Origin of the sequence: Corallococcus sp. bb12-1, assembly GCF_026626765.1 — a bacterium.
Classification (GTDB): Bacteria; Myxococcota; Myxococcia; order Myxococcales; family Myxococcaceae; genus Corallococcus; species Corallococcus terminator.
In genome coordinates this window covers 1,340,189-1,361,177 of record NZ_JAPNJZ010000001.1, presented here as the reverse complement: position 1 = coordinate 1,361,177, position 20,989 = coordinate 1,340,189, and the positions used below count along the sequence as shown (strand labels likewise).

Annotated in this window: 18 protein-coding genes; 15 read left to right on the top strand and 3 right to left on the bottom strand. The window is 69.6% G+C overall.

Annotated features, from left to right (window positions below; translation table 11 throughout):
• The first annotated feature begins 259 nt into the window (after positions 1-259).
• From OV208_RS05730 to OV208_RS05710, 5 genes are all read left to right on the top strand, one after another.
• The gene (locus tag OV208_RS05730) at positions 260-2,218 is read left to right on the top strand and encodes a DUF4091 domain-containing protein (RefSeq protein WP_267572780.1); all 1,959 of its coding nucleotides are present in this window, start codon (positions 260-262) and stop codon (positions 2,216-2,218) included.
• Positions 2,219-2,343: 125 nt separating this feature from the next.
• The gene (locus OV208_RS05725; protein WP_267572779.1) at positions 2,344-3,729 is read left to right on the top strand and encodes an ATP-binding protein; all 1,386 of its coding nucleotides are present in this window, start codon (positions 2,344-2,346) and stop codon (positions 3,727-3,729) included.
• A gap of 111 nt (positions 3,730-3,840) precedes the next feature.
• The gene (locus OV208_RS05720; protein WP_267572778.1) at positions 3,841-4,101 is read left to right on the top strand and encodes a hypothetical protein; all 261 of its coding nucleotides are present in this window, start codon (positions 3,841-3,843) and stop codon (positions 4,099-4,101) included.
• 73 nt (positions 4,102-4,174) lie between these two features.
• Complete coding sequence (locus OV208_RS05715) at positions 4,175-4,696, top strand: GNAT family N-acetyltransferase (RefSeq protein WP_267572777.1); 522 nt, start codon at positions 4,175-4,177, stop codon at positions 4,694-4,696.
• Positions 4,697-4,875: 179 nt separating this feature from the next.
• Positions 4,876-6,117: an AAA family ATPase gene (locus OV208_RS05710; RefSeq protein ID WP_267572776.1), complete on the top strand. Its 1,242-nt coding sequence runs from the start codon at positions 4,876-4,878 to the stop codon at positions 6,115-6,117.
• Positions 6,118-6,129: 12 nt separating this feature from the next.
• On the opposite strand, the gene OV208_RS05705 is transcribed toward OV208_RS05710, so the two are convergent.
• Positions 6,130-6,303, bottom strand: coding sequence for a hypothetical protein (locus OV208_RS05705; protein ID WP_267572775.1), 174 nt, complete (start codon positions 6,301-6,303; stop codon positions 6,130-6,132).
• A gap of 260 nt (positions 6,304-6,563) precedes the next feature.
• Here OV208_RS05705 and OV208_RS05700 point away from each other — a divergent pair, with 260 nt between their 5' ends.
• From OV208_RS05700 to OV208_RS05655, 10 genes are all read left to right on the top strand, one after another.
• On the top strand, positions 6,564-7,004 hold the full coding sequence (locus OV208_RS05700) for a hypothetical protein (RefSeq protein WP_267572774.1): 441 nt from the start codon (positions 6,564-6,566) through the stop codon (positions 7,002-7,004).
• Positions 7,005-7,206: 202 nt separating this feature from the next.
• Entirely contained in the window at positions 7,207-8,691 is a 1,485-nt protein-coding gene (locus tag OV208_RS05695) for a CoA-acylating methylmalonate-semialdehyde dehydrogenase (RefSeq protein ID WP_267572773.1), read from the top strand.
• A 60-nt stretch (positions 8,692-8,751) separates the two neighbouring features.
• Complete coding sequence (locus OV208_RS05690; RefSeq protein WP_267572772.1) at positions 8,752-10,005, top strand: GTP cyclohydrolase II; 1,254 nt, start codon at positions 8,752-8,754, stop codon at positions 10,003-10,005.
• A complete protein-coding gene (locus OV208_RS05685) occupies positions 9,998-11,206 on the top strand; it encodes a URC4/urg3 family protein (RefSeq protein WP_267572771.1) in 1,209 nt (402 codons plus the stop codon). Before OV208_RS05690 ends, OV208_RS05685 begins: the two co-directional genes overlap by 8 nt.
• Before the next feature lie 77 nt (positions 11,207-11,283).
• The gene (upp, locus tag OV208_RS05680; RefSeq protein ID WP_120539900.1) at positions 11,284-11,919 is read left to right on the top strand and encodes a uracil phosphoribosyltransferase; all 636 of its coding nucleotides are present in this window, start codon (positions 11,284-11,286) and stop codon (positions 11,917-11,919) included.
• An 82-nt stretch (positions 11,920-12,001) separates the two neighbouring features.
• Entirely contained in the window at positions 12,002-12,988 is a 987-nt protein-coding gene (locus OV208_RS05675) for a hypothetical protein (protein ID WP_267572770.1), read from the top strand.
• Positions 12,989-13,123: 135 nt separating this feature from the next.
• Positions 13,124-13,909 carry a serine protease gene (locus tag OV208_RS05670; protein ID WP_267572769.1) on the top strand — a complete coding sequence of 262 codons (786 nt, stop codon included), beginning with the start codon at positions 13,124-13,126 and terminating at the stop codon, positions 13,907-13,909.
• Between the two features lie 503 nt (positions 13,910-14,412).
• A complete protein-coding gene (locus tag OV208_RS05665; RefSeq protein ID WP_267572768.1) occupies positions 14,413-15,846 on the top strand; it encodes a hypothetical protein in 1,434 nt (477 codons plus the stop codon).
• Between the two features lie 77 nt (positions 15,847-15,923).
• Positions 15,924-16,691: a class I SAM-dependent methyltransferase gene (locus OV208_RS05660; protein WP_267572767.1), complete on the top strand. Its 768-nt coding sequence runs from the start codon at positions 15,924-15,926 to the stop codon at positions 16,689-16,691.
• A gap of 16 nt (positions 16,692-16,707) precedes the next feature.
• Positions 16,708-18,015 carry a CapA family protein gene (locus tag OV208_RS05655; RefSeq protein WP_267572766.1) on the top strand — a complete coding sequence of 436 codons (1,308 nt, stop codon included), beginning with the start codon at positions 16,708-16,710 and terminating at the stop codon, positions 18,013-18,015.
• A 3-nt stretch (positions 18,016-18,018) separates the two neighbouring features.
• Here the strand turns inward: OV208_RS05655 and OV208_RS05650 are convergent, their stop codons facing one another.
• A complete protein-coding gene (locus tag OV208_RS05650) occupies positions 18,019-19,380 on the bottom strand; it encodes a HipA domain-containing protein (RefSeq protein WP_267572765.1) in 1,362 nt (453 codons plus the stop codon).
• Between the two features lie 80 nt (positions 19,381-19,460).
• The gene (locus OV208_RS05645) at positions 19,461-20,732 is read right to left on the bottom strand and encodes a chloride channel protein (protein WP_267572764.1); all 1,272 of its coding nucleotides are present in this window, start codon (positions 20,730-20,732) and stop codon (positions 19,461-19,463) included.
• Between the last annotated feature and the right edge of the window lie 257 nt (positions 20,733-20,989).

Below are 20,989 nucleotides of genomic sequence, written 5' to 3'. Positions count from 1 at the left end.
AGGCTCCCTGATGGTGGAGGACCCGGAGCTGGCGAAGCAGCTGGGGGCCGCCTTCGAGCAGGACCTCACCCACTCCCGGGAGATCCACTGGAAGGGCTGGAAGAACCGGGGCCTGCTTCAGAAGCTGAGCGAACAGCTCCCCAGCATCATCGGCGATTTCCTGTAAGCCGGACCGTGCGCCGCTGCACGCCTGCCCGCCCGGCTGACAGGAGCGCTCCGTGCGGGAAGCGGGCGAGGGCCAGGACGCGTTTCTTCCTTCATGCCTTCGATTCGACCCCTGCGCCTCGCCCTGCTGTCGCTGACCGTGGCCCTGCCGGCCTTCGCGGCCAGTCCCGCCGTGTGGGGCGAGGGGCTCATGGTGAAGGTGCGGCCGGAGAGCGCCGCCCGGAGCGCCACCGAGGTGCGCCTCACCGCGGCGCGCAATGAGTTCGTCTCCTTCCAGGTGGCGCTGCACGGCGGGGACTCGGGCCTCCAGGGCGTGCGCGCCCGACTGCCGTCACTGGAGGGCCCGGGCTCCACGACGCTGCGAGGGCCGGACGTGGCGCTGTACCGCGAGGCGCTCGTCACCACGAAGAAGGCCTCCGTGGCGGGCGAGCCGGTGGGCCGGTGGCCGGACGGACTGGTGCCGGACACGGACGAGGTCGCCGGGGAGCAGCGCACGGCGTTCCCCTTCGACGTGCCCGCGGGCGAGGCGCGCGCCGTCTGGGTGGACGTGCACGTGCCGAAGGACGCGCCCCCCGGGGACTACACCGGCACGGTGACGGTGGAGGCGGCCGGAGGCTTCCAGCGGCAGGTGACGGCGAGGCTGACGGTGGTGGACGCGACGCTGCCGAGCACGTCCTCGCTGCCGTCGGCGTTCCTGCTGTGGCCGCCGCACGTGTGCCGCGCGCACACGGGCCGCGAGGACTGCACGCCGCGGGAGTTGCAGCCGCTGCTCGCGCGCTACCAGCGCATGGCGTTGGAGCACCGCTTCACGCTGTCCAGCCTCTTCCCGCGCAAGCCGTGGCCGCCCGCGTGGAGCGACTTCGACGCGACGTGGGGCCCGTACCTGGACGGCACCGCGCCCACGCGCCTGCCCGGCGCGCGGATGACGAGCCTGGAGTACGTGGGGCCGCTCGACGCGCAGAACCTGAAGGACTTCACCGCGCACATGAAGGCGAAGGGCTGGTTGGACCGGGCCTACGTGCAACTGGGCGACGAGCCCCCCTACGGGACGAGCTTCGATCAGGTGCACGCGACGGCGGACCTGCTGCGGCAGGCGGCGCCCGGACTGCGCACGCTGCTGACGACGAACTCGCACGAACTGGGCAACCACGACCTGGAGGGCCTGGTGGACTCGGTGGTTCCGCTGGTGAACCACCTGGACGGCACGGAGGGCACCTTCCGGGGCGACCAGCGCGACACATACACGGACTTCCTGAAGCGTCCTGGTACGGCGTTGTGGATGTATCAGAGCTGCATGAGCCACGGCTGTGCGTATGGGACCAACGCGCCGGAGAACAAGCCGGGCGCGGGGTGGCCGTCGTACATGCTGGACCGCTCGTCAGCGAAGGCGCGGTCGATGCAATGGGTGACGTTCCTGGAGGGCGCGACGGGGGAGCTCTACTACCAGTCGGTGGGCATGCTCTCCACGGCGTGGACGGACCAGTACCGCTTCAATGGCAATGGAGATGGGACGCTCTTCTATCCGGGCACGCCGGCTGCGATTGGCGGCACGACGGACGTGCCGGTGGCGTCCCTGCGCCTGAAGCTCATCCGCCAGGGCATGCAGGACTACGAGTGGCTCAAGGCGGTGAGCGACGCGGGAGACCCCGGCTTCGCGCGCAAGGTGGCGCGGGAGCTGATTCCGGCCGCGTCGCGCGTGCCGGACGACGGCGCCGCGTTCGATGCGGCGCGGCTGCGGCTCATCCAGCGCCATCAGGAGCTGACCGCCGGAGCAGAACCCGCCCCTGACGCGGGCACGCCGTCGGACGCAGGGAGTCCCACGGATCCCACGGATGCGGGCACGCCGCCGGAAGACGTCGCGGAGGGGCCTTCGGCGGAGGCGCCCACGGTCAGGCCGGGTGAAGACGTGGAGGTGGGTGCGCCGACGGGCGGCTGCACCACGGGCGGAGGCGGATCCGCCGCGGTGGCGGGAAGCCTGCTGTTCGCGGCCTGGGCGCTCATGGGCGCGCGGCGAGAGCGGGCTCGGAAGAAGGTGTGTCAGCGCCCTGGGTGAAAGCCAGCACTCCATGCGTGGAGAACGTGACGTGCCCCTGGTACGAAGGTCGCAAGTACTGCTGCCAAGGTTGCAACCGCAGGGCGGGACGGATGCGGATTTCTTCGTCGGCCGTATGATGCCCCATGAGCTCAGCCCACGGAGGTACGGCGCAAAGCCCGCATCCGTCGGGAGACAGCGACCACCGCGTCCAGTTCTATGAGGACCCGTTGTTCCTCTTCGACGTGGTCGCGAAGTTCCTGGACGCCGGTTTCCAGGAGGGTGAGCCCGCTGTCGTCATCGCCTCGGAAGCCCACGCGAAAGGCTTCACGGCGCGGCTGATGGCTTTGGGCGTTGACGTGGAACGCGCCCAGGAAGAAGGGCGGCTCGTCCTGCTGGATGCCCGGGACACCCTCGAAAGGTTCATGGTCGATGGACTGCCGGACTGGAGTCGCTTCCAGCAGGTCATCGGAGAGGTGCTCGACAGGAGCCATCACGCCGCTGGCGGGCGGAGGGTGCGCGCCTTCGGCGAAATGGTGGACCTGCTCCTGAAGGATCAAAATCCCCAGGCAGCGCTCCTGTTGGAGGCGCAGTGGAACGAGCTTGGCAAGTCGCACCCGTTCGGCCTGCTCTGCGCCTATGCGTTGGGAGGGTTCCAGACGCAGGAGGATGCGCGGGTGTTCCACGAGGTCTGCGGCGCGCATGCCCACGTCAGTCCCACCGAGGCCTATTCGCGGGTCCCCGCCGATGAGCTGCGCCTGCGCGAAGTCGCCGCCCTTCAGCAACGCTCCAAGATGCTCGAAACGGAGATTGAACACCGCAAGCGCATCGAGAAGGAGCTGTTGGTGGCGGTGCGGCTGCGGGATGACTTCCTGTCCGTCGCCGGGCACGAGCTGCGCACGCCCCTGACGACCCTCCAGCTCCAGCTCCACTCCCTCACGCGTCTGGCGCGGGAGGTGGGCGACGAGCGGGTGCAGGAGCGGGTGGAGCGAGCACGGCAGCAGACGCAGCGGCTCGGCACGCTTACGGAGACTCTCCTGGATGTCGTCCGCATCCGCGCGGGGCGGCTTGAACTCCAGGTGGAGGAGTGCGACCTGGCGGCCGTCGTGCTCGAGGTGGTGGAGCGCTCCGCCGAAGCAGTGACCCGGTCGGGCTGCCAGCTCCGGGTGCTCGTCGAGCAGCCGGTGTGGGGCCATTGGGACCGGTCACGGCTTGAGCAGGTGATGACGAACCTGCTCTCCAACGCCCTCAAGTACGGGGCGGGTAAGCCCGTGGAGGTGGTGGTGAAGGCGTCCAGGGACCGGGCAAGGCTCGTGCTCCAGGACCACGGCATCGGGATTCCCCTTGATGCCCAGGCCCGCATCTTCGACCGGTTCGAGCGCGCGGTGCCGACGAGCAGCCATGGGGGATTGGGGCTGGGGCTCTGGATTGCCAGGCAGGTGGTCGAAGCCCACGGTGGCATCCTCCGCGTCGAGAGCGAGCCTGGCAGCGGGGCCACCTTCACGGTCGAGCTGCCGTACCAGAAGGTTTGAGCCCCGAGGCCCCCAGGCCACGGCGGCGGTAAAGCTGAAACATGGCTGTCGCGTATTCCAAGAAAGGCTCGCCTTTGTTAGGGTTTGCGGCGCAACCCTGACGGAGGTCGCATGCGAGCGAGCATTCTCGGTGGTGTGTTGGCGACGGCGCTGATGGTGGGCTGTGGTCCCGCGATGGAGCAGGAAGAGGCACCTGACCTGGCCACGCAGGAGGCTCCGCTTCCCGACTGTGCGAACAGCCCGGACTACCTGACGATGTACTTCAGCGACGGGAGCTATTCGGAGCAGATTGGCGGCCGGGGTTGTCACTGCGGCTGGTGGGAGAGCTGGGGTCGGACGTCGGCCTACCGGCAAATCCTCAACGAGTGCTAGGCCGTCCGCCCGGCGGTGCCTGAGGGCGTGACAGCGCTGTCCCCCTGGTGACCCGCGTGCTAGGGGGCGGCACATGAGCACGGACGTGGTGGCGCGGATCCTCATCCGCGAGGCTCGCCCCGCGGATGACGGGGCGATTGGCGAGCTGCTGGTGGAAGCCTTCATCACGCAGTACTCGAAGAAGCTGCCGGAGGTCGTCTACTCCGAGGAGCGCAAGGCGTTCCTGCGCGACGTGGCCACACGCCGCAAGGAATGCACCCTGCTGGTGGCGGAGCTGGACGGCGAGGTCGTGGGCACGGTGGCCCTGTACCCGCCCGGTTCGCCGGGCTCCGAAGCCTGGCTGCCCCGCGCGGCGGACCTGCGGGCGCTGGCCACGTCGGTGCGCTTCCACGGGCAGGGGCTGGCGCAGCCGCTGCTGGCGGAGACGGAGGTCCTCGCGAGGCGCTGGGGCGTGGACGCCATCACGCTGCACGTGCGCCGGGGCGCGACGGGCGTGGCGCGCATGTACGAGCGCCGGGGCTACCAGCGCACGCCGTCGGGCGACATCGAGCGTCCGGATGTGTACCTGGAAGCCTTCATCCTGCCTTTGAAGTGACGCGTGTCAGGTGGGAGCGCATCCGCACGTAGGGGGCTCATCCCGTCCGGAGCCGGAGGGTCCGCGAGCCTTCGCGTGACCCGGGCGCCGGTCGGGGTCGCGCGCGGGAGTGTCCGTGTGCGTCCTGCCCCGGAAGGGGCGCCGGTCGGTACGCCGACCCTCACGTCGGTGTTCAAACCATGAAGCTCCAACTCCCAGGGCAGTCCCTCGTGCTGCTCATCGGTCCCTCCGGCTCCGGCCGCTCCACGCTCGCAAGTCGGCACTTCCCACCCACGGAGGTGCTGTCGGAATCCGGCGGCAACACGTCTCAAGAGGCCACCCTGCACGCCGACGTGGCCGCGAGGCTGGCGCGGGGGGCGTTCACCGTCATCGACGACGTTCCCCTGAGCGCCGAGTCGCGCAAGCGCTGGATGGCGCTGGCGCGCGAACACCATGTGCCCCTGGTGGCGCTGGTGCTGGACCTGCCGGAGGCGCTCCTGCTGGAGCGCAATCGCTTGCGTCCCGGCACCAGTGCGCGCGGGCTGCGCAACCAGGTGCAGCAACTGCAGAACGCCCTGCGGAGCCTGCCGAAGGAGGGCTTCAAACACATCCACGTGCTCACGCCGGAGACGGTGGACGCGGTGGAGTTCGAACGGCAGCGCGTGCCTGGCCATCGCCAGGATGAGCACGGCCCGTTCGACATCATCGGAGACATCCACGGCTGTTTCGAGGAGCTGAAGGCGCTGCTGACGAAGCTGGGCTACACGGTCGCTCCCCGCGCGGACGGTGCTCGCGGCTTCGACGTGGGCGTGCCGGCGGGGCGCAAGGTGGTGTTCCTGGGCGACCTCATCGACCGGGGGCCCGGCGTGACGGAGGTGCTGCGCCTGGTGATGGGAATGGTGGAGGCGGGCACGGCGCTGTGCGTGCCGGGCAACCATGAAATCAAGCTGCTCAAGAAGCTGCGGGGCAAGGACGTGCGGGTCGCGCGCGGGCTTGCGATGACGCTGGAGCAGTTGGAGCGCGAGCCGCCAGAGTTCTCAGGGGCGGTGGCGGACTTCATCGAGGCCCGCTCGCCGCACTACGTCCTGGATGACGGCCGGCTGGTGGTGGCGCACGCGGGCTTGAAGGAGTCGATGCACGGGCGAGACTCCACGGAGATGCGCGACTTCGCGCTCTACGGCGAGACGACGGGCGAAGCGGATGCGTATGGCCTGCCGGTGCGAGCCGACTGGGCGGAGCAGTACCGGGGGAGCGCGGTGGTGGTGTACGGCCACACCTCGGTGCCGGAAGCCGAGTGGGTCCACAACACCGTCTGCCTGGACACCGGTTGCGTGTTCGGCGGCAAGCTGACGGCGTTGCGTTATCCGGAGCGGGAGCTGGTCTCCGTGCCCGCTCAGCAGGAGTACTGGAAGTCACGGACGCCACTGCACGCGCAGCCGTGACTCCAGGCTGGCTCAGGCCGCGGCGGCGACGCTGCCGGTGTCCTGGGCCGCGCGCATGCAGTCGTCCAGGAAGCGCAGGTAGCAGTCCAGCCCGCGCGTGCCGTACGCCGCCAGCCGCGGGCCTTCGTCGGGATGCGTACGCAGCAGGTCCTCCCTCATCCGTTCGTTGAGCGCGGTGTGGCCCACGTCCACCCGTGCGCTTGCCGAGGTATTCCGGGGGCCCCTCGGCTGCACCGACGCGCTTTATCTGGACGGCGCAATCTCCCGCTTCCACCCGCCTGTCCTCCAGGGAAGCGACACGCGCACCGACGGTGTGTTCAGTGGCTTCCTCGTCCTCACGCCCAGGCGCTGAAAACAGGAAACCCCCTGGGTTACATGTAACAAGTCGCGGCGTTGTCGGTGGGAAAGGTGCGTGCCCCCCCGGACGCGTTTAGCCTCCAGAGCCCATGTCCCTCCGTAAGGACCTCATCGAGCGGGCCGTCGAGCAGTTCGTCGCGGCCATCGCCAGCATCCTCCGGGCCCGGAAGGAGAAGCGGTATGGGGACGCGCGCACCCTCATCCGGGAGACGTCGCTTGACGTGCTGGGGATGGAGTACGGCACGCTCATCCTGGCGGACGCCGAGTCCACCTCGCGGTTGCTCGGCACCTGGGCCCGCGTGCGGATGCTCGCGAAGCTGGTGCGCGAGGACGGCGAATTGATGAACGAGCAGGGGGACCCCCTCACCGCCGACTCGCGCTTCCTCCTGTCGCTGGAGCTGTTCCTGGAGGCCATGTCGCTGGGCCTCAACCCGGACACGGAAGACGCCACCGCCATCGCGGAGCTGCGCGGCAGCATCGACACAGCCAGCCTGTCCGAGCGCCACCAGCGGATGCTCGCCCAGGCCTGACGTGGCGCGGCGCGCACGTTGGCGCACCCCCTCCCGCTGAACACCCGCCCGCGCATCGGTCGGGTTTGCGACACGCCAACATTCGGAGATCCATCGCTTCCGATCAGGCGAGGACACCGTCGTGTCCCCCCGGCTTGCCGAGCGTCATGGACTTGCGTCTACCATTGCCGCCAATTCGTCACGCAACACCGGGGGGGTGCGCGTGTCCTTGGTTCGGTTTCCCGAGAGCGTTGTCTCTTGTCGTAACCTCGTGGGCGGGGAATGGCAGTCTCCCACCGAGGCCCAGGCGCAGGATGTGCGCAGTCCCTACACGGGAGCGCTCATCGGCCGCGTCCCGCTGACGACCGCGTCCGGTGTCGCCCAGGCGGTGGAGGCCGCGAAGGTCGCCGCGCACGACTGGGGCCTGACGCCGCTGCGCGAGCGCACCCAGTGCCTCCTGGCCTTCCGGGGGCTCCTGGAGCGGCACCTGGAGCGGCTGGCGCACCTGGCCGCGAGCGAGTCCGGCAAGACAGTGGCGGAAGGGCGCGCGGGCCTGCTCAAGGGCCTGGAGGTCTGTGATTTCGCCCTGTCGCTCCAGCAGCTGGACAGCGGCGCGCACCTGGAGGTGAGCCGGGGCGTCACCTGCGAATACCGCCGCGAGCCTTTGGGCGTCGTCGCCGGCATCACGCCGTTCAACTTCCCGGCGATGGTGCCCCTGTGGCTGTTCCCCATCGCCGTCACGCTGGGCAACGCCTTCATCCTCAAGCCTTCGGAGAAGGTGCCGCTCACCGCGTGCGCGCTGGGTGAGCTGATGGTGGCGGCGGGCTACCCACCGGGGGTCTTCTCCATCGTGCACGGGGGGAAGCCCGCGGTGGACGCGCTCGTGGAGCACCCGGACGTGAAGGCGATTGCCTTCGTGGGCTCCACCCCGGTGGCGCGGCACCTGTATGCGGAGGGCAGCCGCCACGGCAAGCGCGTGCTGGCGCTGGGCGGCGCGAAGAACCACCTCATCATCGTGCCGGACGCGGATCCGGACCTGACGCCGCAGGCGGTGGTGGACTCGTTCACCGGCTGCGCGGGCCAGCGCTGCATGGCCGCCAGCGTGATGCTCGCGGTGGGCAACGTGCAGCCGCTGGTGGAGGACATCGTCAAGCGCGCCGCGCGGCTGGAGCCCGGCCCGGGCATGGGCGCGCTCATCGACCGGGGCGCGGTGGACCGGCTGGAGACGGCCATCGCCAAGGCGAAGGCGGATGGGGCGCTGGTGCTCCTGGACGGTCGCGGGCGGCGCCCGTCAGGGGAGCTGTACGCGAACGGAAACTGGCTGGGGCCCACGGTGCTGGACGGCGTGCGGCCGGACATGGATGCCGCGCGGCTGGAGCTGTTCGGCCCGGTGCTGTCCATCGTGCGGGTGACCACGCTGTCGGCGGCGCTCGCGGTGGAGCGCGCGTCCCCGTACGGCAACGCGGCGTCCATCTTCACCACCAACGGCGCGGTGGCGCAGACGGTGGTGGAGGGCGCCAGGGCCGGCATGGTGGGCGTCAACGTGGGCGTGCCGGTGCCACGTGAGCCCTTCTCCTTCGGCGGTACGGGAGAGTCGAAGTTCGGCCACGGCGACATCACCGGGCCGTCCAGCCTCGACTTCTGGAGCCACCGCAAGAAGGTGACTCGCAAGTGGTCCGCGCGCTCCGACGGCTCGTGGATGAGCTGACCCTTTTCGCTTCCCCCAAACCTTTCAGGACTTTTCCGCGCCCGACAGGAGGGCGCCTCCATGGCTGACAAGAAGCCCGTCAATCACATCCGTCTCACCTCGCACCCGGACCTCCAGGCGCCCGGGGTACCCCTGCGCTGGGGCGAAGCGGAGCCGCTGCGGCGCGGCCCCGTGGTGGCCACGATGTCCGACTCCGGCAACCGCAACGTCATCGGCACGCATTCGGGCGCGTACGCCATCTACCGCGCGCTGGCGGTGTCCGCGGGCAAGCTGCCGCAGGACCATAAAGCGGACCTGACCAACACGTCCCCCGCCGCGCAGGTGGGCCCGTATCCGTCGTGGAGTGACCCCAAGCGCATCGTGTCGCTGGACCCCTGGGGCGCGGTGGCGTCGCAGGTGTTCCGCGGGTACGCCGAGCAGGGCGTGGACTACCGGCCCACCATCGCTGTCACCCGGGCCCACATCAACATGCCGGAGGTGCGCGACGCGATGCTCGCCGGACGCCTCAAGGTGGACAACGACCTGGTCGCGGCCAACGGCGACATCAAGGTCGTGAAGGCCGCGGTGGAGCCCGTCTGGTACCTGCCGGGCATCGCGGAGCGCTTCGGCCTCACGGAAGGCGCGCTGCGCCGGGGCCTCTTCGAGCACACCGGCGGCATGTACCCGGAGCTCATCACCCGCCCGGACCTGCACGTGTTCCTGCCGCCCATCGGCGGACTGTCGCTGTATGTGTTCGGCGACATCGCGAAGCTCGCGGACAAGGACGTCCCGCTGGCGGCGCGCGTGCATGACGAGTGCAACGGCTCCGACGTGTTCGGCAGCGACATCTGCACGTGTCGCCCGTACCTGGTGCACGGGATTGAAGAGTGCGTGCGGATGGCGCAGCAGGGCGGGGTGGGGCTCATCGTGTACCACCGCAAGGAGGGCCGGGCGCTGGGCGAGGTGACCAAGTTCCTGGTCTACAACGCGCGCAAGCGGCAGGAGGGCGGCGACTCCGCGGCCACGTACTTCCACCGCACCGAGTGCGTGGCGGGCGTGCAGGACATGCGCTTCCAGGAGCTGATGCCGGACGTGCTGCACTGGCTGGGCATCACCCGCATCCACCGCTTCGTGTCCATGAGCGACATGAAGCACGACGCCATCGTGCGCTCGGGCATTGAAATCCTGGAGCGGGTGCCCATTCCGGACGGACTGATTCCGGCGGATGCGCGGGTGGAGATGGAGGCGAAGAAGGCGGCGGGCTACTTCACGCGCGGACCGGTCGCGGACGCGGGGGCGCTGGCGCAGGTGAAGGGACGGGACCTCGATGCTTGATACGATCCGGGTGCAGGAGGTGTCTCCGACGGTGGCGTGGTTGCGCAGCCCGGCGGCCATCCGCGAGCGGTGTCACCAGGTGTTGGACCTGGGGCTGGCCGGAAGGCTGGAGTACTTCCGGGTGGAGCCCTCGCGGCTGCCCGTGGTGGTGGACCGGGTGCTGGCGGTGACGCACGAGGCGTACCCCCGGCTGGACATCCCGGTGCACAGTCGCTGGCGGCACTTCGACGCGGGCGGGGTGCCCCGGCTCGCGCAGCTGGAGGCGAAGCTGGCGCCGCTGCCGCCGGAGGAGCGCGCCCGGGCGAAGGTGGACCTGGGGGTGGTGAGCGTGCTGCTCGACGCGGGCAGCGGCCCGACCTGGCGCTACCAGGAGCGCGGGGGGGCGACGTACGTGCGCTCGGAGGGGCTGGCGGTCGCGTCGCTGCGGATGTTCATGGCGGGCGCCTTCTCGTCGGACCCGGACCGGCCGCTGCGCGCGGACGCGGAGGCGCTGGGCCGGATGACGCGCGAGTCCCTGGAGCGCGGCTTCCAGGTGTCGGCGTCCAATCCGTTGTTCGGCGTGGAGGGCCGGCTGCACCTGTTGCAGGGACTGTCGCGCGTGCTGCCGCGTCCGGGGTCGATGTTCGACATGCTGGCGGCGCACCGCCGGAGCGTGCGGGCCGCGGAGGTGCTGGGCACGGTGCTGGACGTGTTGGGCCCCATCTGGCCGGGCCGCACGACGGTGGACGGCGTCAACCTGGGCGACGTGTGGGCACACCCAGCGCTGGGGCCGCCCGACAGCGCGGAAGCGCTGGTGCCCTTCCACAAGTTGTCCCAGTGGCTGGCGTACTCGCTGGTGGAGCCGCTGGCGGAAGCGGGCGTGATGGTGACGGAGCTGGATGCGCTCACCGGCCTGCCGGAGTACCGCAACGGCGGGCTCTTCGTGGACCTGGGCGTGCTGGTGCCTCAGGACCCGAGGATGCTGACGGAGGTGTACGACCCCGGCGACGCGCCCATCGTGGAGTGGCGCGCGTTGACGGTGGCGCTGCTGGACCGCGTGGCGGCGCTGGTGCGCGGCCGTCTGGAGTTGAGCGCGGAGGAGCTGCCGCTCGCGAAGGTGCTCCAGGGCGGGACGTGGACAGCGGGACGACGGGTCGCGGGGGAGTTGCGCCCCGGCGGGGTGCCGCCCATCCGCGTGCGCAGCGACGGCACGGTGTTCTAATGATTTCCGGCGACGTGAAGCGCTTTTGAGCAGGCCCACAGGCCGTCCGGGACGCCCGGGCGGCGCGAGGAGAACCCATGGACTTCCCGAACTGCACGGTGGTGGACCACCCGTTGGTGAAGCACAAGCTGACGGTGATGCGCAAAACGGACACGAGCACGGCGTCCTTCCGGGCGCTGCTGGAGGAGATTTCACTCCTGCTCGGGTACGAGGCGATGCGCGACCTGAAGCTGCGCGAGGAGGAGATCCAGACGCCCATGGCCCGCACCACTGGCTGGGCGCTGGACGGCAAGAAGCTGGTGCTGGTGCCCATCCTCCGCGCGGGGCAGGGCATCCTGGATGGTCTGCTGCAACTGGTGCCATCCGCGCGCGTGGGCCACATCGGCCTGTACCGGGACCCGGAGTCGCTGGGCGCGGTGGAGTACTACTACCGCGTGCCCGCCGACCTGGAGGACCGGGACGTCATCGTGTGTGACCCGATGCTCGCCACGGGCAACTCAGCGGTCGCGGCGCTCCAGCGCGTGAAACGCAGCCGTCCCGGGAGCCTGCGCTTCGTGTGTCTGCTGGCCTGTCCGGAGGGGCTGACGAACCTGCGTGAGCACCATCCGGACGTGCATGTCTTCACCGCCGCCATCGACGAGAAGCTGGACGCGCACGGCTACATCCTGCCGGGCCTGGGCGACGCGGGAGACCGTCTGTTCGGCACCAAGTAGGACAGTGCGGGCTTTCGGCGTAAACATTCTAGACTGGATTTTCTCGATTGACGAGAAGAGCGGATTCACGTCTTCTCGTCGCATGAAGACTGTTCGTGCGTTGTCCGCGCTCCTGCTCCTCTCGTGTGGCGAGGGCGTGGCCCCTGAATCAGAAGGTGTCACCCCCGCCGCGCAGGAGCAGGCGGCGGACACCTTCGTGCTGCGCCAGACGAAGCCGACGGCGGCGAACACGGGTGCGGGCGTCATCCGCGCCTGGCCGACGAAGGTCATCAACGGCGACGTCACGTTGAGCACGGCGGGGCAGCGACTGGCGGACACCCTCGTCCACGGCCGGGTGTTCATCAAGGCGGCGAACACGGTGGTGAGCAACTGCGTGGTGGACGGCGGACCCGCGATGACGGCGGGCGGCTCCATCATCCAGATTGGCACCGGCGGCACGAACGCGCGCATCGAATACACCACGGTACGCGCAGCGAACCCGACGTACTGGGTGAATGGCATTGGCATGCGCGAGTACACGGCCTACCGGGTGGATGTGTCCGGCGTGGTGGATGCCTTCTCCGTGGCGCCCGCGACGGCGAACGCCCCCGTGAACGTGTCCATCCAGGGCAGCTACGGGCACGACCTGGTGCACTTCTCTCCCGACCCGAACCACTCAGGCAGCCCTTCACGTACGCACAATGACGTGCTCCAGTCGCACGGGGGCAGCGGGCTGGAAGTGATTGGTTCGAACTTCTCCGCGTACCACGACCCGACGATGGGGACGCTGCCCACGCCGAACCCGAAGAGCCAGCTGTCCGCGATGATGATCAACACCATCGTGGGGCCCTCGTCGAACCTGAAGATCGAGGACAACTGGTTCGGCGGCGGCGTGTATTGCATCAACGCCAGCGGCGCGACTGGGGGCGGCGGCACGTTCCTGCGCAACCGGTTCGACCGGGGCTCGGTGTCACCGGCGAACCCGGATGAGTCGTACACGCTGGTGTTCGACAGCACGTTCATCCAGACGTCCACGGGCAATGTCTATGAAGACAACGGGCATGCCGTGAAGGTGCGGACAGGCTTCTGAGGTTGTGCCGGGCGCCCATCCGAGCCCCCCGGCCGGGGATGGGGCGGGGTGGGTGCCCGGGTTTTTTCCGCGCCGTCGGGTGCGTGACGCGCGCTCGCGGTTCACATCCGGGCCCTGGCCCGACACGGAGGACGCATGACGCGGCGAGGGTGGCTGGCGGGACTTTCCCTGGTGGGGCTGCTGGGGTGCGGCGGTTCCGTGGAGGATGCGGACCTTGCGTCACCGTCGGTGGAGGGCACGGAGCAGGAGATCCTCGGAGGCTCCGTCGCGGCCCGGCACCAGTTCCCCTATCAGGTCCGCATCATGGTGCAGGGCGTGTTCACCTGTGGCGGGACGCTCACGAAGGCCGGCTGGGTCGTCACCGCGGCCCATTGTGTCGAGGGCATCGCTCCCAGCGCCATCCGGGTCATCGCGGGGGACCTGCTGCTGAGCACGCTGGAGGCCGATGAGCAGGTGCGCACGGTGTCCCGTAAGGTCATTCATCCGTCCTACGTCGCCACCGAACCCCTCCATGACGTGGCGCTGCTCCAACTGGCGCAGCCCTTCGCGCTGAGCGCCGCGGTGCAGCCGCTGGCGCTGCCCACCGCGCCCGCCCCCCTGGGGCAGCATACGGCGAGCGGGTGGGGCGCCACGCAGACGGGGCCCACGTCCAATGCGCTCAAGTACACGAAACTGAATGTCGTCGGTCCGGCGAGCTGCCAGGCGCTGGTGGGAAGCGGCCATGTCGCCAGCGCCGAACTGTGCGCGACGCCTCCCAACGGCAGCACGAACGTCTGTCATCGCGACGATGGCGGTCCCCTGGTCCTGGGCGGGAGGCTGTATGGGATTCTGAGCTGGCACGGCAGCAGCCAGTGCGACACGTTCTCCGTGTTCACCAACGTGTTCACGTACGTGCCCTGGATCCAGTCCCATACGGGCTAGCGGCAGCCTTTCGGCTATCGTCCGGGACATGCGAATGCTTGTCCCGATGATGCTGGCCCTGTGCGCGGGGTGTGTCTCTTCGTCCGCGCGAACGGAATCTGTTCCGACCCCGGATGCCTCCGCGCAGGCTCCGGCTCCAGCCGTCCTCGAACCGGCTCCGGCCGCCGCCGCACCGGCCGCTCCCGAGCCTCCTTCGTACACCGCCTGTGGTTGCGGCTGCTGCGGGGGCGCCGAACCGCGGCTCGAATGCGTTGGAACTCAGGAGGCGCTCGAGAAGGCCATCGCCAAGGACAAGGTCGACGCGAAGTCGCCGGACTGCCCCATGATGGGATGCGTCTTTCCGACGAAGTTCCAGCTCTGCGACAGGCCTCCCAGCACACCGTGATGCAGTGGGTCAGGCGGCCCCGACGCACGCTTTCACCTCGCGACTCTTGAGAACCGGGAAAGACGGGATTTAAAATATATCCGTCTAAACGTTTTTTACCATTCCCGGGAGTCCATGCATGCGCGCGTCGTGGCGGTCCACCCTGATGACGGTGATGTTGGGCGCGGTGTTCGCGGAAGGGGTCGCGGTGGCCGAGCCGGCTCCAGACGCCCAGCGCGCGGAGGAGGGTGCCTGGCGTTGGACGGAGGCGCTCTCCGCCGGCGAGGGCACGGGCGAGCTCGTGAGCACGCGGGACGGGCTGTTGTACGAACCCAACGCGGTGATGCGCCGGCCCGAAGGACTGAACCGGCTCACGGGCCTCTTCACGTTCCCGGCGCGCACGCTGGCGCAACCCGTGGACACGTTCCGTCCGCGCATCCAGGCGACGCAGTCCCCGGGCACGGCCGTGGAGGTGGATGTTCGCGTGCGCGTCCCCGGCGGGGCCTGGAGCGAGTGGCGCACCGCCACCGAGGGCGAGGCCGTCCGCCTTCCCCGCTCCGGCACGGAGGTGCAGGTGCGGCTGGCGCTGGTGGCGGACGAGCGCGGCCGGGGCCCGGTGGTGCAGCAGGTGGGGCTGGAGGGTTGGCGCGAGGGGACGGGCACGGAGGAAGGGCTCCAGGCGCTGGCACCCCTGAGCTACCGCGTCTACGCCACGCGTGAGGGATTGGTGGGCGGCACGACGGCGAACGGACACGTCATCAAGACGAATGACCGGTTCGTGGCGCTGCCGTCGCGGCGGGGGCTCGCGTCGAACGGGGGCTCCGAGTACCAGGTGCGCGTCTGCTATTCGAAGACGGCGAAGTGCGCGACGACGTCCGTCTGGGACGTGGGGCCCTGGAACACGAAGGACGACTACTGGAATCCCTCCAGCGTGCGCGAGATGTGGAAGACCCTTCCGCAGGGCAAGCCGGAGTCGCAGGCGGCGTACCAGGACGGCTTCAACGGCGGGTTGGATCAATTCGGGCGCCGGCCGTCGAACCCCGCGGGCATCGACATCGCGGACGGGACGTTCTGGACGGACCTGGGGATGACGAACAACGACTGGGTGGACGTGACGTACCTGTGGACGTCGGGTGGCGGCACGCCCACGGGCCTGGTCGTGGACAGCAACAACGCGAACAACGACCAGGCGAAGGGCTACATCCAGCTGACGGGTTCAAGCTGGGCGTCGTCCACGAACGTGGCGGGCTACTACGGCAGCAGCTACCTGGTGTCCCCGGGCGCGGCGGTGTCGGAGCCGGCGACGTTCTGGTTCTACCTGTCGGCGGCGGGCACGAAGACGGTGGATGCGTGGTGGACGGCGGCGACGGACCGCTCCACGGCGGCGCCCTTCATCGTCGTGAACGCGGCGGGCACGCAGTTGGCGAACGTGAAGGTGAACCAGCAGCTCAACGGCGCCAGGTGGAACACGCTGGGCACGTGGAGCTTCCCCGCGGGCTGGAACAAGGTCCAGCTGAGCCGCTGGGTCACGGCCGGTACCTACGTCGTCGCGGACGCCATCCAGGTCCGTTAGCCGCGCTCGGGGGGACGTCGTGGACGTCCCCCTCGTGCGGGCGGTAGAACGCTGGACCGTCCCTGAGGAAGACAGCCATGGCCTTGCGCACCGTGATTCCCCCTCCGCTGGAGGAGCCCCAGCTCTACACGGACCTCGCGTCCTGGTGGCCGCTGTTCTCGCCTCCGGAGGAGTACGTGGAGGAGGCGGAGGACCTGCTCGACATCCTGCGCACGGCGGCGGAAGGGCCGGCGACCACGATGCTGGAGCTGGGCGCGGGCGGTGGGAGTCTGGCGTTCCACCTGAAGACACACTTCACGCTGACGCTGACGGACCGCGCGCCGGAGATGGTGGCGGTCAGCCGGGCCGTCAACCCCGAGTGCGAGCACCGGGTGGGGGACATGACGTCCCTGCGGTTGGGGCGCACGTTCGACCGGGTGATGGTGCACGACGCCATCATGTACGCGGCGGACCGGGACTCGGCGCGGGCGACGGTCCAGACGGCGGTGGCGCACTGCCGGCCGGGCGGCGCGGTGGTGTTGCTGCCGGACTACGTGCGGGAGACCTTCGAGCCCACCACGGAGTCGGGGGGCCACGACTCGCCGGAGGGGCGGGGGATGCGCTACCTGATGTGGACGTGGGATCCAGACCCCGAGGATGAGACCTTCGAGACCGCGTTCGCCTACCTGCTGCGCGAAGCGGATGGCACGGTGAGCATGTCGCAGGAGCGCCACTGCTTCGGGCTGTTCCGCCGCGAGGACTGGCTCACGTGGATGCGGGAGGCGGGCTGTCCCGCGACGACCCGGCGCGACCCCTGGAACCGCGAGGTCATCATCGGGGTGCGGGAGTCCAGTGGCGGCGGGTAGGCGACGCGCGGGCCTCGTGTCCACGCTCCTGTTGTGGCTGGTGCCGTCCTGGGGGGCCGCCGCCCCCGCGCGCGTGGAGCTGGTCTTCGGCGGGGATGTGATTCCGCACGGCGAGGTGAAGTCGGTGGCGCGGGCGCATGCGCGCACCGGGGCGGTGCCCCTGGGCGGAGGCGCGGCGCCGTCGCTCAACCACGAAGGCTGGGACCACGTCTTCGGCCCGCTGTCGGACGTGTTGCGCACGGCGGACGTGGGCGTGGTGAATCTGGAATCGCCCGTTACGGACAACCGCAAGGCCGTCACCCAGGAGCTGGTCTTCAACGCGCCGCCGGCGATGGTCCAGGCGCTGGTGGGCGCGGGCGTGAAGGTGGTGTCCACGGGCAACAACCACGCGAGGGATCAGCACGTCGAGGGGATGGTGGAGACGCTGCGCCACCTGGACGCGGCGGGCTTGCGGCACGTGGGCACCGGGGCCACGCGAGACGCAGCCTGGGCGCCGGTGTTCATGGAGGTGCGCGGGGTGCGGTTGGGCTTCCTGTCCTTCACGCGGATCCTGAATGGCTTCAGCAACCCGAAGGACGCGAATGCGCCGCACGTGGCGCTGGTGCCCTATCCGGAGCACGTCTCGCGCAGGGGACTGAGTGAGAAGGAGGCGCTGGAGCAGGTGCGCGCCGCGGCGGCGAAGTGCGACGCGCTGTTCGTGATGGGGCACTGGGGGCGCGAGTACTCGGACACGCCGCACCCGATGGACCGGGCGCTGGGGCAGGCGTTGCTGGAGGCCGGGGCGTTGGCGGTCATCGGGCACCATCCGCACGTGCTCCAGCCGCTGGAGGCGTACACGACGAAGTCCGGACGGCGGGGACTCATCGCGTACTCGCTGGGCAACCTGGTGGCGAACCAGGGGCGGTTCTACAAGCACGCGCCCGGAAGGTCGGGCACGGACGGGGACAAGCGGGACTCGCTGCTGCTGCGCGTGGGGGTGACGCGCGCGGAGCCGGGCGTGGCGGTGGCGCTGGGGGACGTGGCGGTGTTGCCGGTGTGGATTGAGAACAATGCCTCCGGCCGCAAGGCGCGTGCGAAGCGGAACATCCAGCCGGTGCTCATCGACCGCGAGGTGGAGGAGGTGTCCCGGAGGCTGGCCGCACTGGCCCTGCGCGCCGGGAGCCCGGACAAGGCGGCCCGGGCGGAGAAGGTGGCCCTGGAGCAGCGGCTGGCGGGTGCCCGGTATCGCCGTGAGCGCATCCTGCGCATGCTGCCCGCGGAGTTCCGCGTGGCCACCCCGGAGCTGCGGCGGCGCGCGGAGGTGACGGCTCAGGCCGGGCCGTGAAGGTCAGCTCACGGGCACGCGGGCGATGAGGTCCGCGAGCTGGTTCCGACAGGTGGCGCAGCGCTGGCGGAAGTCCTCACTGAGGTTCGAGGACGCGACGAGCGTGTCCCAGTAGGCCAGTGCGTGACGGGCTGCGTCCGGCCAGACGTCCAGGTTGTTCGCGGTCGGTGGCGCGGGGCGGAATGCTCGCTCGACGAGGTGGGCACCGTCGGGTGCGAAGACCATGGGCAACATGTCGTAGATGGGCGCGAGCTGGAACATGCGCTCCTCGATGCCCGAGAAAAAGGAGACATTGCCAAGGTGTCGGTCGGTGTTCCCAATCAACTGCCCGAAGGTGTCAAGCCAACGGACCCGGCGGGTATCCTCCGGGGACAGGCGCTGGTAGGCGAGCAGGCGCAAGGCTACGTCGGTCCAGTTGCCGCCCGAACCTACGTGTTCGTTGTCGATGACCCGCAGGGACATCATGGCGCGCCTCCCATCGACGCCCACCCGGTCAAAGCGCTCGACCTCCAGGAACCGGTACGTTCCCAGGTCGAACCACTGGGCCTGTGCTGCGTCGAATCCCGCCGCGCGGACCGCCTCCAATGCCAGCGCTTCGCACGCAAGCAGGTCCCGCCAGCGCTGCCCGGCACTGCCTGAACTCGCGTCCACGAACTTCACGAGCAGATGGCGGCCTCTCCCACGGATGACGAACTTGGGTTGTTCGCCTGCGGCGGAGGAGCCCGCGCCGTCCGCGAGGAAGGTGTGGGCCCGCTCTGGATAGCTGTCGCGACTGATCTCCGTGCTGCCGTGAGTCATCTCTTGGATCAACTGGGTCACATGGCGGCTCAGGGACTCATGGCCCAGGATGAGGTTTCCCACACAGTCCTCGCCGCGCCGGGCCAGGGCGATGATCACATGATCATTGCTCCAATCCTCCGTGCGCGGTGGCAAACCCAGGTCGGGATGCCGTTCACGGAAGCTCCTCCCCATGTATCCCTGCGGCCGCATCTCTTCCAGGAAGGGGGGCAGCCCTTCGAAGGCTTCTTCTCCCCCCAACCTGAACTCGAGCGAGCAGCCACCCGTGGGAAGAAGGTGGAGTGTCGCCGCCTGCCAGAAGGTACCGTCTTCGTTCACGCTGTAGAGCGGGATGAATGCACCCAGATTCGGCAGGCTGCGGCTTCGCGGCTGCGGCTGCTCGGCCTTGCGTGGTTCCTCGATGCGTTGGATCTGCTCGCCCAGGGTCTTGAGCCCCTCCTTGAACTGCCGCCACAGGGCAGGCGGCGAAGCACCGAAGCGCTTCTCGAACTTCTCCAGCGGCATGGCGCGCAGGCGCCCCAGGCGTTCCAGCAGTTCAGCGACGAAGGGACGGTCAGAAGGCGCCATGACGGGGTGGGTGAATAGATAAGCCCGCCGAGGGATATTTCAAGCCCTTATGATTATTGGAGTTTCCTGCCTCCAGGCGCTCAATGCTGGCGTGGCGTCTCGTGCAAGTCCCGCAGGGACACCATCCGGTCCAACAGCGGCCCACCCAGCTTCCTCCGGGCGATGCGCTGCGATGGATAGATGCCCCGGTGTCCGGTGAGCAGGTACGCCACCGTCGCGACGATGGCCACGTGGGGCAGCACCGCGCCACCCACCAGCTCCACCGCCATCAATGACAGTGCCAGGGGCGTGTTCGCCGCCGCCGCGAACAGCGCCGCCATGCCCACCGCCGCGCCCAGGTCCACCGGCAAGCCCAGCAGCCGCGCGAGCACGTTGCCCAGCGCCGCTCCAATGAAGAACAGCGGCGTCACCTCTCCGCCCAGGAACCCCGCGCCCAGCGTCACCACCGTGAACACGAGCTTCCACGCGAACGCGTCCCCCAGCAGCGACACGTCGTGGAACGCGCGCAGGATGCCGGGCACGCCCAGGCCCAGGTAGTCATCCGTCCCCGACAACTTCCACAGCGCCACCACGCCCAGGCCGCCCAGGGCCATGCGCAATGGCAACCACGGCACCCGTCGCTCCAGCAGCTTCTTCAGCCCATGCGTGCCTTCGATGAAGGCCACCGCCACCAGCGCCACCGCCGCCGCGAACACCAACCACTTGCCCAGCACCGGCAGCGTCAACGCCAGTGCCTGCGGCGTGGGGTAGGCCGTGTGATGGATGCCCAGCCCCCGAGTCACCAGGTCCCCCACCACCGACGCGGTGAGCGCGGGCAGGAGCGCCTCGTAGCCCAGCCGGCCCACGCACACGACCTCCAGCCCGAACACCGCCCCCGCCAGCGGCGTCCCGAACACCGAACCGAAGCCGCCCGCGATGCCCGCCGCCAGCAGCTCACGCCGCGTGTCCGGCGCCACGCGGAAGCGGTGGGCGATCTGGTCCGCGAGGCTCGCGCCCATCTGCACCGCCGTGCCCTCGCGCCCCGCGCTCCCGCCGAACAGGTGCGTGAGCACCGTGCCCACCAGCACCATGGGCGCCATGCGCAGGGGAATCACCGCGTCCCCCTCATGCACCGTGTCCAGCACCAGGTTGTTGCCGCCCCGGATGGATGCGCCCCACCGGCCGTACACCGCGCCCAGCACCAGCCCCGCCACCGGCAGCGCGTACACCAGCGCCCCGTGCGCCAGCCGGAACGCCGTGGCCCACTCCAGCAGCGCCAGGAACACCGCGGACGCCACGCCGCACACACCGCCCACCGCGCCGCCCAGCAGCAGCCACTGTCCCAGCGCTCGGGCACTCCGGGGGAGGTTCACGGCCGTGGAGTCTAGGCGCGGCGCGGCAACCCCGGCCCGGAAGAGTTCTCCGCCCCTCGCTCAAACACAGACAGCGGATTCTTCCAGTCAAACAGGGTCCGCCGGCCCTGAAACACGGTGAAACAACGCGTCAATCCGGGGCGTCGCGTCATCCGTGAGGACAGACACCCGCTCCTCTGACGCGCCATGGCGGAATTCATGCTCAACCAGCAATGCTGGGTGTGGAGCTATTTCGGGTCTGGGTGATGATTCCAGAA